14 protein-coding genes and 1 pseudogene are annotated in these 15,516 nt (G+C 64.9%); 11 read left to right on the forward strand and 4 right to left on the reverse strand.

Features of this window, described 5'->3' with window-relative positions:
* Positions 1-57 precede the first annotated feature (57 nt).
* Positions 58-422 (forward strand): annotated as a pseudogene (locus tag FBY31_RS23740) (pyridoxamine 5'-phosphate oxidase family protein).
* An 89-nt stretch (positions 423-511) separates the two neighbouring features.
* Here the strand turns inward: FBY31_RS23740 and FBY31_RS01690 are convergent.
* Positions 512-934 carry a pyridoxamine 5'-phosphate oxidase family protein gene (locus tag FBY31_RS01690; RefSeq protein WP_142036107.1) on the reverse strand — a complete coding sequence of 141 codons (423 nt, stop codon included), beginning with the start codon at positions 932-934 and terminating at the stop codon, positions 512-514.
* Between the two features lie 551 nt (positions 935-1,485).
* On the opposite strand from FBY31_RS01690, the gene FBY31_RS01695 reads away from it, so the two are divergent.
* The 8 genes from FBY31_RS01695 to FBY31_RS01730 all read left to right on the forward strand — a co-directional run bounded on the left by FBY31_RS01695 (position 1,486) and on the right by FBY31_RS01730 (position 10,100).
* A complete protein-coding gene (locus tag FBY31_RS01695; RefSeq protein ID WP_142036110.1) occupies positions 1,486-1,833 on the forward strand; it encodes a CU044_2847 family protein in 348 nt (115 codons plus the stop codon).
* Positions 1,834-1,839: 6 nt separating this feature from the next.
* Positions 1,840-3,183, forward strand: a complete 1,344-nt coding sequence (locus FBY31_RS01700) for a phosphoribosyltransferase family protein (protein ID WP_142044966.1) — start codon at positions 1,840-1,842, stop codon at positions 3,181-3,183.
* Positions 3,180-4,505: an erythromycin esterase family protein gene (locus tag FBY31_RS01705; protein ID WP_200833287.1), complete on the forward strand. Its 1,326-nt coding sequence runs from the start codon at positions 3,180-3,182 to the stop codon at positions 4,503-4,505. The genes FBY31_RS01700 and FBY31_RS01705 overlap by 4 nt, the downstream gene beginning before the upstream one ends.
* 80 nt (positions 4,506-4,585) lie before the next feature.
* A complete protein-coding gene (gene acsA, locus FBY31_RS01710; RefSeq protein ID WP_142036113.1) occupies positions 4,586-6,403 on the forward strand; it encodes an acetate--CoA ligase in 1,818 nt (605 codons plus the stop codon).
* Complete coding sequence (pdhA, locus tag FBY31_RS01715) at positions 6,400-7,455, forward strand: pyruvate dehydrogenase (acetyl-transferring) E1 component subunit alpha (protein ID WP_142036116.1); 1,056 nt, start codon at positions 6,400-6,402, stop codon at positions 7,453-7,455. The genes acsA and pdhA overlap by 4 nt, the downstream gene beginning before the upstream one ends.
* Positions 7,452-8,432, forward strand: coding sequence for an alpha-ketoacid dehydrogenase subunit beta (locus FBY31_RS01720; protein WP_142036119.1), 981 nt, complete (start codon positions 7,452-7,454; stop codon positions 8,430-8,432). Before pdhA ends, FBY31_RS01720 begins: the two co-directional genes overlap by 4 nt.
* A complete protein-coding gene (locus tag FBY31_RS01725; protein ID WP_142036122.1) occupies positions 8,425-9,861 on the forward strand; it encodes a 2-oxo acid dehydrogenase subunit E2 in 1,437 nt (478 codons plus the stop codon). Before FBY31_RS01720 ends, FBY31_RS01725 begins: the two co-directional genes overlap by 8 nt.
* Complete coding sequence (locus FBY31_RS01730; protein WP_142036124.1) at positions 9,858-10,100, forward strand: acyl carrier protein; 243 nt, start codon at positions 9,858-9,860, stop codon at positions 10,098-10,100. The genes FBY31_RS01725 and FBY31_RS01730 overlap by 4 nt, the downstream gene beginning before the upstream one ends.
* A 72-nt stretch (positions 10,101-10,172) precedes the next feature.
* Here FBY31_RS01730 and FBY31_RS01735 read toward each other — a convergent pair whose 3' ends face one another.
* Positions 10,173-10,565, reverse strand: coding sequence for a DUF5655 domain-containing protein (locus FBY31_RS01735; protein WP_268815620.1), 393 nt, complete (start codon positions 10,563-10,565; stop codon positions 10,173-10,175).
* A 15-nt stretch (positions 10,566-10,580) separates the two neighbouring features.
* Positions 10,581-11,051 (reverse strand): pyridoxamine 5'-phosphate oxidase family protein, encoded by a 471-nt coding sequence (locus tag FBY31_RS01740; protein ID WP_142036129.1) that lies wholly within the window; start codon positions 11,049-11,051, stop codon positions 10,581-10,583.
* Positions 11,052-11,346: 295 nt separating this feature from the next.
* On the opposite strand from FBY31_RS01740, the gene FBY31_RS01745 reads away from it, so the two are divergent.
* Positions 11,347-11,787, forward strand: a complete 441-nt coding sequence (locus FBY31_RS01745) for a universal stress protein (protein WP_142036131.1) — start codon at positions 11,347-11,349, stop codon at positions 11,785-11,787.
* A 227-nt stretch (positions 11,788-12,014) separates the two neighbouring features.
* A complete protein-coding gene (locus FBY31_RS01750; RefSeq protein WP_142036133.1) occupies positions 12,015-12,626 on the forward strand; it encodes a hypothetical protein in 612 nt (203 codons plus the stop codon).
* Between the two features lie 42 nt (positions 12,627-12,668).
* Here the strand turns inward: FBY31_RS01750 and FBY31_RS01755 are convergent, their stop codons facing one another.
* Positions 12,669-15,437 carry a cation-translocating P-type ATPase gene (locus FBY31_RS01755; RefSeq protein ID WP_142036135.1) on the reverse strand — a complete coding sequence of 923 codons (2,769 nt, stop codon included), beginning with the start codon at positions 15,435-15,437 and terminating at the stop codon, positions 12,669-12,671.
* Positions 15,438-15,516: the final 79 nt, after the last annotated feature.

A 15,516-nucleotide genomic window follows, 5' to 3' on the forward strand; every position in this document is an offset into this window, starting at 1 on the left:
GGCTTCTGGGTCCCCGACGTAGGTGGAACACCTTAATTCAGGCAGCGTCTGGATCTCATGCGGCAGGTGTCCGTCGGCCGCCTGGCCTTCTGGATTGATGACCGACCGGACATCTTCCCGCTCAACTACATCGTGGACCACGGCACTGTGGTATTCCGGACTGCTGAAGGAAGCAAATTCGCCAGCGCCATCGGGGAAATCCCAGTGGCGCTGCAGGCCGAGGCGTAGACGCGGTTACCGGGTTGGCCTGGAGCGTAATGGTCAAGAGCAAAGCCGCGGCCATAACAGGGACAGAGGAAATCCTTGATTCAGCCTCCCTGTACCTGTTCTCCTGGCAGGCCGGCAGGAAAGACCACTTTGTCCGGGTTGCACCGGACTCGGTCACCGGCAGGCGCTTCAAGGTCACGCGGCCGCTGACATGACGGACGCAAGTGAGCGGTGCCGTAGGTCCTCCTCGGAGTAGGCAGCGCCCAGCAAGAGTGCGCAAATCACGCACCCGGTCCCTGCGAGCTCAGTACCGCTCTGGTTCCTCGCCCAATTCAAAGTGGCGCCCATGGATGCGTGCAGGGGTGACTTCCACATAGGTGTACTTGCGCGTCGGGATCCAGGGCTTGAGCGGCAGTTTGTCCGCTTCATCTATCTCAGACTGAGACTCGATCACTCTTGCCGTACCCTTGACCACCACACTCCAGGCCTCGTCGTCAGTGACCTCGTCCACTTCAAAGGCCACCTTTTCATTCACCGTCAGTTCGGCCAGCTTGGTCCCAGGGTTCGTGCGCATAAGCAGGACCCCGTCGTGTGCGATGAAGTTGATGGGATAGATGTCAGGGTCGCCCGAAACGCTGACGGCCAGTCGGCCATGCCGGCATCGGTTGAGCACCCTCCACGAGTCATCGTCGGACAGCACCGTCCCGGGCCGTTCGTCATTTTCCATGGCATTATCCTCCTGGTTTGCTTAGAGGCCTCCTGCCCGGTTGGCGGGGTGCCGTATGGCAACTAGTCTCGCGGAGATCCGCGGCCGGCGACAGAGGGGAGCGCGTTCAGACAGTGGAGCGGATCGATGGTCATTTGCTGCCAGGCCCCGTCAATGAAGCCTCGCCGTGGAAGACCCTTGGGTGTCGCACGCTTGCTTACGGACCTCATCGACGACGGCGCGATAAATGCATATGGCAGTTCGGCAGAGGCCCAGTTATGGGGCCAAGCGCTGAAGGCGGCTGGGGAACCGAATCTGGACGCGTACTGGGAAATACTCACCCACGAGCTGGTCGCGAATTCCCCCACGTAGCCCACCGGCCATAGGGGCTATACCCAAACGGCACTTAGCGCCCATGATCTACAGGCAGGTCTTTCTGCCCTAGATAGCGGCGCCTGCAAAGCGTTGACTGGAATGTGTGGGGCGGAACAGCCCGGTGGTGGGACGCGCCGGCCTCCGGTTCCGGAAGTCCACCAAAACATCCGGATGTCCCATTAGCGGAGGAATCCAGCATGACTGAGGTACTGCGGTATGAAGTAGGTTCCGGGACTGTCCTCGTTGAGGTTGACGACAACAGCTACGGGGTGGACCATCCAGCCCGGAATGAACAAGGGATCCTGGATGTGGGCCGGCGCCTCGAAGACGCACTTGCCAGCGTCCGCCCGGCTGCACTTGCAGTGATGGAGGCGATGGCGGAGTTAACCCCGGAACAGGTGGAGATTGAATTCGGGGTGAAACTGGCCGGGGATGCGGGGGCGTTAATTGCCAAGGGCACGCAGGACGCCCACTTCGTCCTGCGGATGTCCTGGACCCCGGGGCAGGCCCCCCTGCACGGCGAGGAAACTCTCCAGGACAGGTGAGGGATGATGTTCGAGTTTCTGGACAGGACCGACGCCGGCCGGCGGCTGGGACAACGTCTGGCCGGTCTGCGGGGTCAGGACGTGGTGGTTCTGGGGCTGCCCCGCGGCGGTGTTCCGGTGGCCTTTGAGGTGGCGAAAGCGCTGGATGCTCCGCTGGACGTGATTGTGGTGCGGAAACTGGGGGTTCCGTTTCAGCCGGAGGTTGCCATGGGCGCCATCGGGGAGGGCAATGCCCGTGTCCTCGACGCGAACGTCATATCGCTGGCCCGCGTCACCGAAGAGGATCTGACGACGGTTGAACGGAAGGAACGCCAGCTTCTGGAGCAGCGCCTGGCCCGGTACCGTCAGGGCAGGAGTCGCCTGGAACTGCACGGGCGTACGGCCATTGTGGTGGACGATGGCATCGCCACCGGTTCCACGGCCAGGGTCGCCTGCCAGGTGGCCCGGAAGCTCGGCGCGGGCCGGGTGATCCTGGCGGTGCCTGTCGCGCCCGCCCGGACGGTGGCCTCGTTCACGGAAGCAGACGACGTCGTATGCCTGGCTGCACCGCGGGATTTCCAGGCAGTGGGGTACTACTATCACGACTTTTCGCCCACGGAGGATAACGAAGTAGTGCGGTTGCTCGACACCGCCGCCCGCTCATTGCACCCTGACCAGGGGCAAGGTGACCAGGGCGAGGGGGCCGAGGAGGAGGTGGAGATTGCCGGAGGGCGGGTGCGGCTTCGGGGCAGCCTGTACCGCCCCGCGGGGTGCGAAGGCATCGTAATTTTCGCCCACGGCAGCGGCAGCAGCAGGCACAGCCCGCGGAACCGGTTCGTGGCCTCGGTCCTTCATGACGCTGGCCTGGGTACGCTCTTGCTCGACCTGCTGACTCCGGCGGAGGAAGTCAACCGGGCCAATGTGTTCGATATCGCCCTGCTGGCACAGCGACTCGGTTCCGCAACCCGCTGGCTTGAGATGCAGCAGGACGGGTGGCCTGGCCAAATCGGTTACTTCGGGGCCAGCACGGGTGCGGGGGCAGCTCTCTGGGCCGCAGCCGATCCGGAGGTCCGGATCGCCGCCGTCGTGTCCCGGGGAGGCCGCCCGGACCTGGCCCGCGCCCGCCTCGGGGCCGTGCGGGCCCCCACCCTGCTGATCGTGGGCGGCGCGGACACCCAAGTGCTTGCCGTGAACCGGCAGGCCTTGGAGCTGCTGCGGGCCCCTGCCCGGCTGGAAATCATTCCCGGGGCCACCCACCTCTTTGAAGAACCGGGAACGTTGGCCCGGGTAGCCACCTTGGCCAGCGGCTGGTTTAGTCGCTACCTCCTGCCGTCCAGGCACGGGGAAAATGTGCGGGGGCTACCGCGGTGAGCGGCGGAACAGGGCGTCCATCCTCTGCCCGCGGGCAGGAGCTGGAAGAGATTCGAGCCCTGGGCCAGCCGCTGCAGCCGGCAGAAGGCCAACTCGACGGCGTAGTCGAGTTGTGCGCCGCCGCACGCTTCGCCTGTCTTGGCGAGGCTTCGCACGGCACGCAGGAGTATTACCACTGGCGGGCCGTGCTCAGCCGCCGCCTCATCGAAGAGCACGGATACAGCTGGATCGGGGTGGAAGGTGACTGGCCGGACTGCTGGCGCATCAATCGCTGGATCCGCGGCCAAGGCGACCAGGAACTCGACGCGCGGCAAGTACTGGCCGGCTTTGAACGGTGGCCCACTTGGATGTGGGCAAACCAAGAGGTGGCAGCGTTCCTTACCTGGCTGCGCGAATGGAACCTGGGCCAGCCGGAAAACAAGCGTACGGGCTTCTACGGCCTGGATGTCTACTCCCTTTGGGATTCCCTGCGGGAAATCTTCGGTTGGCTCAGTACCAATGCGCCCGATGCCGTGCCCGCAGCCCTGGGTGCCTGGCAGTGCTTTGTACCCTTCACGGAGGACCCCCAGCGTTATGCTTCGAGTACACGCCTGGTCCCACACTCCTGTGAGGCGGACGTTGTGGCGCTCCTCGCGGCAGTGCACCGGAAAACCCTCGGTCAGGTGGAGGACGATCCTGCAGCTTTTGACGCCGTGCAGAACGCCATCGTCGCGGCTAATGCTGAACGCTACTACCGCACAATGATCCGCGCTGACAGGCAATCCTGGAACATCCGTGACCATCACATGAGCGACACCATCGACCGCCTGGCACGCCATCACGGTCCCGGCTCAAAGGGAGTCGTCTGGGCCCACAACACGCATATAGGTGACGCCAGGGCCACCGATATGGCATTGGACGGGATGGTCAACATCGGCCAGCTGATGCGCCAGCGCCATCACGGGTCGGTAGTCCTAGGGTTCTCGTCCTTTAACGGGTCCGTTACGGCCGCACGGTCCTGGGGAGCCCCGGAACAGGCCATGGACGTCCCGGATGCCCTGCCCGGCAGCCACGAAGACCTCCTTCATAGTGCGCTCGAAGGCCCGTCCACACTGGTATTCGGCGCGGGCCGGGCGGACCGCTGGCTCTCTTCCTGGCGCGGCCACCGGGCAATCGGGGTGGTTTACAATCCGCGCCGCGAGAGGGGCAATTACGTACCCACCGTCATGGGCAGGCGCTATGACGCGTTGTTGTGGTTCCCGCAGACATCGGCGCTGCGGCCGCTCCACCATGAGCACCTGCCCACTGAACCTGAATTTGAAACCGAGCCGACAGGTTTCTAAGCCTGTCCGCAGCAAGGGCCGCACGGCCCGGGGGACCTTGGACTCTACCCCGAAGCCCGGCGGGGACGTCCGATGGAACCATGACAGCTGAAACCAAACGGCCCACGCACTGGCCCGTCATCACAAAGGAAACAGGGTCCTTGCCGGTGAGGCCCAACCTGGCCGATTATGAGGCAGGCTGCGCGGCCTTCACGTGGGATCAAGCGCGGCAGGCTTTGGCCGGACTCCCTGGGGGCCGGGGCCTGAACATCGCCTATGAGGCGGTGGACCGACACGCCGCGGGCGAACGCGCCGGAAAGGAAGCGCTGCGCTTCGTTCGGGCAAACGGGAGCATCCGGTCCCTGAGCTACGCCGAGCTTGCCATGCACACCAGCAGGTTCGCCTCCGTCCTGCGGGGATTAGGAATCGGACGAGGTGACCGCGTGTTCTCGCTCCTGGGGCGGAGCCCGGAACTCTACATTGCTGTCCTCGGAACTTTCAAGAATGCCAGCGTCTTCTGCCCGCTGTTCTCCGCCTTCGGCCCGGAACCGGTAAAGCAGAGGCTGCATCTCGGAGCCGGGCGTGTCCTGGTCACCACCAGGGCACTGTACCGCAAGAAAGTCGCCCCCATCCGGGATTCCCTGCCCGCGCTCCGCTTTGTCCTGCTGGTGGACGCCGGGGGAAACCCTGAGCCGGACACCCTGGACCTCGCCGGACTTCTGCAGTCGGCACCGCCGGATCAGGCCATTGCGGCCACGCAGCCCGAGGACATGGCCCTGCTGCACTTCACGAGCGGGACCACCGGCACGCCGAAGGGCGCCATCCATGTCCACGACGCCGTCACCGCCCACCACGCCACGGGCTACTTCGCCCTGGACCTGCACCCGGACGATATCTACTGGTGTACCGCCGATCCGGGGTGGGTGACCGGAACGTCCTACGGAATCATTGCCCCGCTGGTACACGGGGTCACTGCGGTGGTGGACGAAGAGGAACTGGACGTGGACCGCTGGTACCGGATCCTCGCCGAACACCGCGTCACCGTCTGGTACACCGCTCCCACGGCATTGCGCATGCTGATGAAGGCCGGGGCGGAAAGGGCGGCAGGACATGATCTGTCCGCGCTGCGGTTTGTTGCAAGCGTGGGCGAGCCGCTGAATCCCGAGGTTGTTGTATGGGGGCGGGACGTGCTGGGCCTGCCGGTGCACGACAATTGGTGGCAAACCGAGACCGGCGGGATCATGATTGCCAACTATGCCTCGATGCCGATCCGTCCCGGCTCCATGGGACGTCCGCTCCCCGGCATTGAGGCAGTGCTGGTGGCCCGGGATGCCCAGGGAAAGCCTGTCATCCACGACGGCGAGGCCGCCCTCATCACGGAACCGGATGCCCTGGGGGAACTGGCGCTGCGGCCTGGCTGGCCCTCCATGTTCCGTGGCTACCTCAACGAGGAGGAGCGCTACCAGCGTTGCTTCGCCGGCGGCTGGTACCTGACGGGGGACCTCGCAAAGCGCGACGAGGACGGGTACTTCTGGTTCGTGGGGCGCGGCGACGATGTCATCAAGTCTTCGGGCCACCTGATCGGTCCCTTCGAAGTGGAAAGCTGCCTGATGGAGCACCCTGCAGTGGCCGAGGCAGGCGTGATTGGCGTTCCCGATCCCGTGGCCGGGGAAGTGGTCAAGGCGTTTGTTGAGCTCCGGCCGGGCCGGGAACCCTCTGAGGAGCTCAGGCTGGAAATCATTGGCTTCGCCCGGAAGCGGCTCGGGGCTGCAGTTGCCCCGAGGCTGCTCGACTTCACCACAAACCTTCCCAGGACGCGGAGTGGAAAGATCCTCCGCCGCCTCCTGAAGTCGCGCGAACTGGGCCTTCCGGAGGGGGACCTTTCAACGCTCGAAACTGCGGCGGGCCTGCCGCTATGAGCCCCCTACTCGACACGGCCCTTCCGGACCCGGCCCATTCGCGTCATCTCCTGCAGCAGATGCTGCGGGTGCGCCGGCTCGAGGAAAAGTGTGTTGAACTCTACAGCGCCGCCAGGATCCGCGGGTTCCTCCACGTCTACATCGGTGAAGAAGCCGTAGCGGCCGGGGTGATAGAAACCCTCGCAGCCGAGGACGCGGTAGTGGCCACGTACCGGGAGCACGGACACGCCCTCCTCAGGGGCGTGTCCGCCGGAGCCATCCTGGCTGAAATGTACGGCCGGGCCGAAGGATGCTGCCGCGGCAGAGGAGGCTCAATGCACCTGTTTGACGCCACCACGAGGTTCTATGGCGGAAACGCGATCGTAGCCGGCGGGCTGCCACTCGCCGTCGGACTCGCCCTGGCCGACAAGATGGCGGGCCGGCGCAGGGTGACGGCATGCTTCTTTGGGGAGGGTGCGGTGGCTGAAGGGGAGTTCCACGAAAGCCTGAACCTGGCTGCACTGTGGCAGCTTCCCGTGCTCTTCTGCTGTGAAAACAACCTGTATGCCATGGGCACGGCACTGGCCCGCTCCGAGTCCCAGACCGACATGGCGTTGAAGGCCGCAGCCTATGAGATTCCTGCCTGGAGCGTTGACGGAATGGACGTCCTTGCCGTGGAGGAGGCTTCCCGGAGGGCTGTGGATGGGGTCCGCTCCGGCGGCGGCCCCCATTTCCTGGAGCTGCGCACCTACCGCTTCCGGGCTCACTCAATGTTCGATCCGGAGCTGTACCGGGAGAAGTCGGAGGTGGCCCAGTGGATGGAGCGCGACCCCATCCGCCTGCTCCAGGCCGCCATGGAGACGGCAGGCCAACTGCCTGAGGAGCAATGGGCCGCGCTGCAGGCGGACGTCGACGCCGAGATAACGGACGCCGTCGCATTCGCCGAGGCGGGCACCCTCGAACCTGTGGAGGACCTCACCCGTTTCGTGACCAGCCAACCTGGCAGCGAACTGACCAGCCGCGCCGCCAGCGACCACAACAGGGCCAGGTCGGCGGAAGGCAGGGCGGGATGAAATCCACCTACCGGGAAGCTGTGCGCGCAGCTCTCCGTGACGCGATGAGGCGCGATGAACGGGTCTTCCTCATGGGCGAGGACGTGGGCCGGTACGGAGGAGGCTTCGCCGTCAGCCTGGGGCTGCTCGAGGAATTCGGGCCCGAGCGCGTCCGCGATACGCCCCTGTCCGAGTCCGGATTCGTTGGCGCCGGCATCGGAGCCGCCCTCGGCGGCATGCGTCCGGTCGTTGAAATCATGACCGTCAACTTCAGTCTGCTTGCGCTCGACCAGATCGTCAACAACGCAGCCACGCTGCTGCACATGTCCGGCGGACAATTCAACGTTCCCTTGGTCATCCGGATGACCACCGGCGCCGGCCGCCAGCTGGGCGCCCAGCACTCTCATAGCCTCGAAGGCTGGTACGCGCACATTCCGGGCTTGCGCATCCTGACCCCTGCCACCCTGGCCGACGCCCGTGGAATGCTGTGGACCGCGCTGGAGGATCCGGATCCGGTGCTGATTTTCGAGCATGGCTCGCTGTACAACGTGGCCGGGGAACTGGAGGACGACGCCGGTCCGGTGGAACTTGATAAGGCTGCCGTCCTGCGCCCTGGCACCGATGTCACGCTCATCACGTACGGCGGCACGCTTGCCGCCGTGTTGGACGCAGCAGATCAGCTGGCGGGAGAAGGCATCGATGCCGAGGTCATCGACCTTCGGGTCCTCCGGCCACTTGACGACGGGACCATCCTTGGCAGCGTCGGCAGGACCCACCGGGCGGTGGTGGTGGACGAAGGGTGGCGCAGCGGCAGCATCTCGGCGGAGATCGCTGCCAGGATCGGCGAGCACGCCTTCTTCGATCTGGACGCGCCGGTGGAACGGGTTTGCAGCGAAGAAGTGCCCGTGCCGTACGCCAAGCACATGGAACTGGCGGCGCTTCCCTCGGCTGAACGTGTAGTGGCTGCCGCGCGAAGGGCCGTGGGCGCCCGTGGCTGACTTCCGGATGCCGTCCCTCGGCGCGGACATGGAGCACGGCAAAGTGGTGGAGTGGCTGGTCAAGCCGGGCGACTACGTTCACAAGGGCGACCTGGTGGCCGCCGTGGATACAGACAAAACAGTGATGGACATCGAGTCGTTTGAGGAAGGAGTCGTCGCCGAGTTCCTGGTCGAGATCGGCGACACGGTGGAGGTGGGTACTCCCATTGCCCGAATCGCTGCCACTCCGGCGGGTCCGATCCCCGCTCCGCCTGAACAGTCTCCGGCCGTGGAGGCGCCTTCGGCTCCCCACCCGGCACCCGCACCGGGGGAACCCAAGGCCCCAACGCCCCCGCCCGTCCAACAAGCAGCCTCCGCTTCACCGCCGGTCCGGCATCTGGCACATACGCTGGGCGTGGACGTCCGGTCCCTCCACGGGAGCGGCAGGAACGGCGAGGTGATCCGGGCCGACGTCGAAAGGGCCGCCGGGCGTTCCGTCGCCGAAGTGCGCGCAACTTCCACAGCACAGGGCAGTCAAACGCAGGAGCCCCGGGTGCGGTCCTCGCCGCTGTCACGTCGTGTCGCAGCCCAACTCGGCGTCGATCTTAAGGGCCTGCCTGGAACCGGGCCGGGCGGCGCCGTCACGGAAGCCGATGTTCGCCGCGCCGCAGGTGCCGCCGCCACTGGAACCCGCGAGGGAGCCCCGCCGCCCCCGCAGGCACAGCCCGCCGAAGCAGCAGCGCAGACTGCACCGCGGCAGAGCCGGAAGGCGCTGGTGGGAGACAAAGCCGGCACGCTCAGGCGCGCCGTCGGCTCGCTGATGGCCCGCTCCAAAAAGGAAATCCCGCACTACTACCTGGCCACCACCCTTGACTTGGCAGCGGCCACGGCCTGGATGCAGTCGGTGAACCAGCAGCGGCCAGTCTCGTCCCGCCTGGTTCCCTCAGCCCTGCTGCTGAAGGCGACGGCGTTGGCGGCGAAGGAAGTGCCGGACATGAACGGCTTCTTCACGCGCGGCGAGTTCCGCCCCAGCCGCAGTGTCCACCTCGGCGTCGCGGTGGCCCTGCGCCGCGGCGGGCTTGTGGCGCCTGCCCTGCACGAAGCGGAAACGCTGACCCTCGATGAACTGATGGACCAGTTGCGCGACCTTGTAAGCCGAGCCCGGGCAGGCAGGTTGCAGCGCGCCGAGATGGCCGATCCGACTATCACCGTGACCAATTTGGGTGACCTTGGCGTGGAAAGCGTCTACGGTGTCATCTACCCCCCGCAGGTGGCCATGGTTGGCCTGGGAAAGGTACTGGAGCAGCCCTGGGCGCGCGACGGAATGCTCGGCGTCCGGCACGTCGTCAAGGCCACGCTTTCCGCCGACCACCGGGTCAGTGATGGGCTGCGCGGCGGGCGCTTCCTTTCCCGCATCGATGAATTGCTGCAGAGACCGGAGGAGCTGTGAACGAACAGGACGCCTGGCAGGCAGTGCAGGCAGCGATCAGTGAGGTGGCACCCGACGTCGAACCTGAGGATCTCGAAGACGGCGCCAGGCTGCGCCAGGACCTGGAACTGGACTCCCTTGACTTCCTCCGCCTCGTGGAGATTATCGCCGCGTCCACAGGGGTGGACATTCCGGAACGCGACTATCCGGCGGTGGCAACTGTTGCCGGCCTGGTCAAATACCTGGCCGGCCGAGACTGAAGCCCCTGCGCAGCTGACTGGGGCCAGGTGGCTCGCTGGGCAGGCCCCGGTAAAGGGCGAAGTGACAAAGAGTCACCCCGCCCGCGAGGTGTCTGAGCCGGCCCCCTCATAGGCTTGGCGCATCCATCCCGCCACCTCACCGTCCAGCTGGCTGCTGTCCAAAAGCTCGAGATGGTGCATCCAAACACCAGGAGAGGGGTGTGCGATTTCCTTGAACCGCGGCGAGGCGGCCTCATAGGGAAGCGCCAGGGACAGGACAACAGGAACCAGGGACTTCACGTAGGTGCCGGGACGCCAGAGGTACGCGAAGCCACGCCGGCGCCGGAACGAAACCTGGCTCTTCGTGATACGAACTTCCATCGGCCCGATTCCGGACGCCATACGCTCTACCGCCCGGTAAATGTCATACCCAGCGGGACAACCTTCAAAGAAGCGGGCAACTGTCCACGGGCCGGTGCCGTCCACCTGAACCGGCAGTGGCTATTCGAGCCCGGCGCGGGTGGCCTCATCCAAGGGTGTCCGCCAAGTCCCGCTGGCCGACATGGTGAACCTCCTGCCCGTCACGGACTGGGGAACGATCCTGATGAGGTGCTCCTGGCCAACGCCCTGCCACGGGAAGAGCCCGCGGCGTACCTCATTCAGTGCCGGCCCGGCGGCGTCATCCTGTACCGCCTTGCCTTTGACCACAACGCTCCACGCCAGGCCGAATTCGGCGCTCACACTGTCCGCTTCCAAGGCAACCAGCGAATTGGCTTCGATGGCCCGCAGCTTAGTTCCGCTTCCGGTGCGGAAAAGAAGGCCCTGGCCGTCAGGCTTAAAGCTCACCGGGAAGACATCGGGCTGGCCATCGACGACGACGGCAAGGCGTCCCACACTGGTATGTCCCAGTAACTTCCAGCACTCGTCGGAGTCAAGGATTTCAACGTCGGGCACCATCTTCTTGTCGGCCATGCCCAGATCCTATGGTGCGGGACTACTTCCCTAACAGGGCCCAAAGACCTTTGACCCGCCCTCATCCGGAGAGGCGAGGAGAATCCGCAGCCGTTACACCTGCGAGTCCACGGGCTGCCAGGTCGCCCGCTGCCAGGGAACAAAGACCGGAAAAGGCGCCACTTACAGCCCTGTGGCCCGGGAGCTCCGGTGAACATATTTAGCGCGTACCCCCATGACTTTTGGCCCTGTTGGCGGCCACACATCTTGTTTCACTCTTGAAGCAGAGACTCTTAGAGAGAATGGAGCGCGAGGTATGGCGCCGGAACCGCAAAAGATTCTGGTGGGCGTCGATGGTTCTGATGCCTCCATCGAAGCGCTTCGCGTAGCGCGGACGCTGGCGGGACCTCTCGGAGCGTCAGTGGAGGCTTGGGCATGCTGGGATGTACCCCCGGGCTACGGGCTCTACCTTGCTGTGGGGGCCGAGGGATTCAAATACGCCGCCAAAGAAGTTCTGGAGCAGTCCCTCGAGACGGCTTTTGGCGGCGAACGGCCAGACTACCTGCGCGGCCGGCTCGTTCAAGGCAGGCCTGCGCCGCTATTGATCGACGGGACACGGAATGCCTCGCTGCTTATCGTGGGGAGGCGGGGGCACGGCAGCTTTGTTCCTGGTTCGGTCAGTTCGGCTTGCGTCAGCCACGCCCACTGCCCTGTCCTGGTGGTGCATGGCGCCGGGAATAGCGGCGGGGGACGGTAACCCCGCCGGTGGCGATCATTCTCCGATGGTGTGTGCCGGAGGCGTTTTCCTTATCGGGATGCAGGGCGAATATCCGCATGGCAACCGTTGTTCTTATTCCAGCTCGTGCCGACCCTTGCCGCCACGGGCAAACACCAAGCAGATACGAAGAAATCCTGGCTTAGCAGCACAGCAAGAGCCAAAGGAGGGGCGTGGTGTTTGCCGGTAGTTCGGGTAAAGGTGCTGCCGTGACGCATCGGAACGTATTCCTTGCCAAGTGGGTGGGCTGGGTAAGCCTCGGTGAAAGCCTGGGCTTCCTTGCTCCGGCTCTTGCCCAGCTCCTTGCAGCCGCACTCTGGCCAGCTGCGACCCTTCCGCTGCTCGTGCTGGCAGGTTTTGTTGAGGGCGCGGTCCTGGGGTGGTTTGAGGTGCACGTGCTACGTGGCCGGCTTCCTGGTGTTTCCATCCGTCGCTGGGTCCTGTTTACCGCTGCGGCAGCCGCAGGGGCCTGGACCCTGGGTTTGCTGCCGTCGGCGGGCAGCGGCTGGCAGGAGTGGCCTGTCGCTGCCCAAATAGCCGCAGGAACCATGGCCGGCCTGGTGCTCCTGGCCTCAATCGGCTTTGCGCAGTGGATTGAACTGCGGCATCACGTCCCTCGCGCCTGGCGCTGGATAGCCGGAAGTGCGGCAGCCTGGGCCGCGGGCTTGGGCGTGTTTATGGCGGTTGCGACTCCTTTGTGGCAGCCGGGCCAGGACCTGTGGCTTTCTGCCGTCATCGGCATTTGGGCCGCAGTTCTGATGGCAGTGACTATGGCGGTGGTCACTGGCCTGGTCATGGTGCGGCTGCTGCCAAAGACGTGAGGCCTGCCTCCGGTCCTGCATCGCCGGGAACGTCCGCGGGACCTAGAACGTGTGGCGGCGAAAGCGCTTGTCCACTGCCACAACCAGGGAAGCGAGCAGCGCGAGGCCCAGGATCCGGGCCCAGGATTCCAGGCTGATGGGGGCCGTGTGGAAGAGGGCGTTCATGAACGGGAAGTAAGTGATTGCCAGCTGGCCGGCCGTCTGGACCAGCACGCCCAGGATGATCCAGCGGTTACTGAAAAACCCAATCCGCCAGGCTGAGCGGGTAAAGGAACGGCAGCTGAACAGGTAGAACAATTCCACCGCAACGAAGAGGTTGACTCCCGCAGTCCGCGCTTCGGCAACCGATGCACCACCGGCAAGTTCCAGTTCGAAAATCCACCATGTGCCGGCAACGAGGAGGGCGGAGACCAGCAGTATGCGAAGGGTGAGTGTCCATGTCAGAAGCGAACGGTCAGGGGCGCGGGGCGGACGGGACATGAGGCCGGGTTCTTTTGGCTCAAAAGCAAGCATCAGGCCGAGGGCCACGGCGGTTGTCATATTGATCCAAAGAATCTGCGTGGGCAGGATGGGAAGCGTTGTTCCCACCAGGATCGCTACGAGGATCACCAGGCCTTCTCCCATGTTGGTAGGCAGCGTCCAGACGATGAATTTGGTCAAGTTGTCGAAGACGTTGCGGCCTTCTTCGACAGCGGCCTCAATAGTGGCAAAATTGTCATCGGTCAGGACGATGTCCGCGGCCTCCTTTGCCACTTCCGTTCCTGACCGCCCCATGGCGATACCCACGTTGGCCTGCCTTAGCGCCGGTGCGTCGTTGACGCCGTCGCCCGTCATGGCGACCACATGTCCGACCGACTGCAGGGCCCCGATCAGGCGAAGCTTCTGTTCTGGAGATACGCGCGCGAAGACGGTGGCCTGCTCCACGGCCTGTGGCAGTCGATCAGCCGGTATACCGTCCAGTTCGGCCCCCGTCAGCGCCGTCCCGCGGTTGCGGTCCGGGGTCAGGCCCACGGCTTCGGCGATGGTGGCCGCAGTTCCGACGTGGTCTCCGGTGATCATTTTTACGGCGACGCCCGCCTGATGACAGGCGCGCACGGCTGCCGCCGCTGCTTCCCTTGGCGGATCAAACATGGCCTGGAGCCCAGTCAGTGTCATCCGCCGCTGCAGGCTGGCCACTTCAAAGGCGGTACCAGGCGGCAGTTGCATGGTTGCAGTCGCGAGAACCCTCAGCCCGGTCTCTGCGAAATGGTGAACCACCTCGAGTACCCCCTGCTTGTCGATGGGCCTGCTTTCACCGTCGCTGACCATCTGCGCCCCGCAGAGCTCAAGCACCCTTTCCGCGGCGCCCTTTACCAGCACCAGGCTGCTGCCGCCCGCCGGTCCCGCGGAGTGGAGTGTGGCCATGTACTGCAGCTCGGAAGTAAAGGGCAGGGTACTGATTCGAGGATGGCCGGCAAGGAACCCAGCTAAGTCCACGCCCCCTTTTCCGGCTGCCACCAGCATTGCTGCCTCCGTGGGATCTCCCTGGGCCTGCCAGACATGTCCTTCGGGGATGACCTTGGCGTCGTTGCACGCGCCTCCTGCCAGCAGCGACCAGTACAGTGCGGCGTCATGCTCTTCCGCTTTTGGTGCCGCAGCCTGCGCATCTTCCCCTGGTGTAACAATCCGTCCCTCCGGACCGTACCCGGAACCTGTGACAATGTAACTGGCGGATGGAGTCCAGAGCGCACGTACGGTCATCTGGTTTTCGGTGAACGTACCGGTTTTGTCCGAGCAGATGACAGTTGTGCTTCCCAGCGTCTCAACCACCGGCAGACGGCGCACCACGGCACGGCGCCGGGCCATGCGACGGACGCCGATGGCGAGGGTTACGGTGACTGCTGCGGGGAGGCCTTCCGGGATCGCCCCCACGGCAAGCGCGACGGCGGCGGTAAACATCTGTGCGGGCGGCTGGCCCCGTGCCACTCCCGCAGCGAAGGTCACGGCGGCCAATGCAAGAATGGCAACGGTAAGCGTCATGCTAAAGCGGGCCAGTTTTCGGGTCAGCGGTGTGGCCACTGGCCGGACAGCTCCCATGAGCCGATGAATCTCACCAAGTTCCGTCTCACCACCGATGGCGACGACAACACCGGCGCCGGTGCCCGCAGTCACCAAAGTGCCGCTATAGACCATGTTCCGGCGGTCGGCCACCGGCGTAGTCGGGGGAAGGACCACCTCATCCTTTGCTACTGCTTCGGACTCCCCGGTTAGCGCAGACTCATCGGCTCTCAGCCCGGACAGCCGGACCAGCCGGAGGTCCGCCGGGACTTTGTTGCCGGCTTCGAGCAGGACAAGGTCGCCCGGGACAAGATCCTCGGAAGGAACCTCCAGCCGATGCCCACTCCTCATGACCACTGCCCGGGTACGGACCAGTGTGTGGAGGGCATCGAGGGCAGCTTCTGCGCGCACTTCCTGGACAAAGCCAACTGCCGTGTTGACCAATACGACAGCGAGAATGACGCCCGAGTCCAGATACTCGCCAAGAACCATGGTGACGGCGGCCGCGGCCAGCAGCACGTACACCAGCGGATTGTTGAACTGCCGCGCGAGCTTACGCGCAATACCCCCGGATCGCGAACGCGGGAGGATATTCGCTCCGAAAAGGACCTGCCGGCGGGTCACCTCGTCGGCAGCAAGGCCTTGCCTGGGGTCTGTTTCAAGCAGCAGGACAACCTCGTGCAAAGGGAGCCCGTGGTGGGCCGGTTCGGGCGTTCCGTTCGGCCCCGAAGCATGCCTTGTGCCGGTGGTCTTTGCCTGTCTGGTCTTTTCCATGATCCTGGCCGTTCTTCATCTGCCGGGCGGGCAGCGCATCGAGGGTGACGAAGCCGTATCTTCCGCTTTCCAGCACAAA

This window comes from Arthrobacter sp. SLBN-100, assembly GCF_006715305.1.
GTDB lineage: Bacteria > Actinomycetota > Actinomycetes > Actinomycetales > Micrococcaceae > Arthrobacter.

What these genes read in the sequence shown, in the direction of transcription:
- FBY31_RS01690 (WP_142036107.1), bottom strand. Translation starts at nt 934, where the DNA reads ATGGAAAATGACGAACGGCCCGGGACGGTGCTGTCCGACGATGACTCG.
- FBY31_RS01695 (WP_142036110.1), top strand. Translation starts at nt 1,486, where the DNA reads ATGACTGAGGTACTGCGGTATGAAGTAGGTTCCGGGACTGTCCTCGTT.
- FBY31_RS01700 (WP_142044966.1), top strand. Translation starts at nt 1,840, where the DNA reads ATGTTCGAGTTTCTGGACAGGACCGACGCCGGCCGGCGGCTGGGACAA.
- acsA (WP_142036113.1), top strand. Translation starts at nt 4,586, where the DNA reads ATGACAGCTGAAACCAAACGGCCCACGCACTGGCCCGTCATCACAAAG.
- pdhA (WP_142036116.1), top strand. Translation starts at nt 6,400, where the DNA reads ATGAGCCCCCTACTCGACACGGCCCTTCCGGACCCGGCCCATTCGCGT.
- FBY31_RS01720 (WP_142036119.1), top strand. Translation starts at nt 7,452, where the DNA reads ATGAAATCCACCTACCGGGAAGCTGTGCGCGCAGCTCTCCGTGACGCG.
- FBY31_RS01740 (WP_142036129.1), bottom strand. Translation starts at nt 11,051, where the DNA reads ATGGCCGACAAGAAGATGGTGCCCGACGTTGAAATCCTTGACTCCGAC.
- FBY31_RS01745 (WP_142036131.1), top strand. Translation starts at nt 11,347, where the DNA reads ATGGCGCCGGAACCGCAAAAGATTCTGGTGGGCGTCGATGGTTCTGAT.
- FBY31_RS01755 (WP_142036135.1), bottom strand. Translation starts at nt 15,437, where the DNA reads ATGGAAAAGACCAGACAGGCAAAGACCACCGGCACAAGGCATGCTTCG.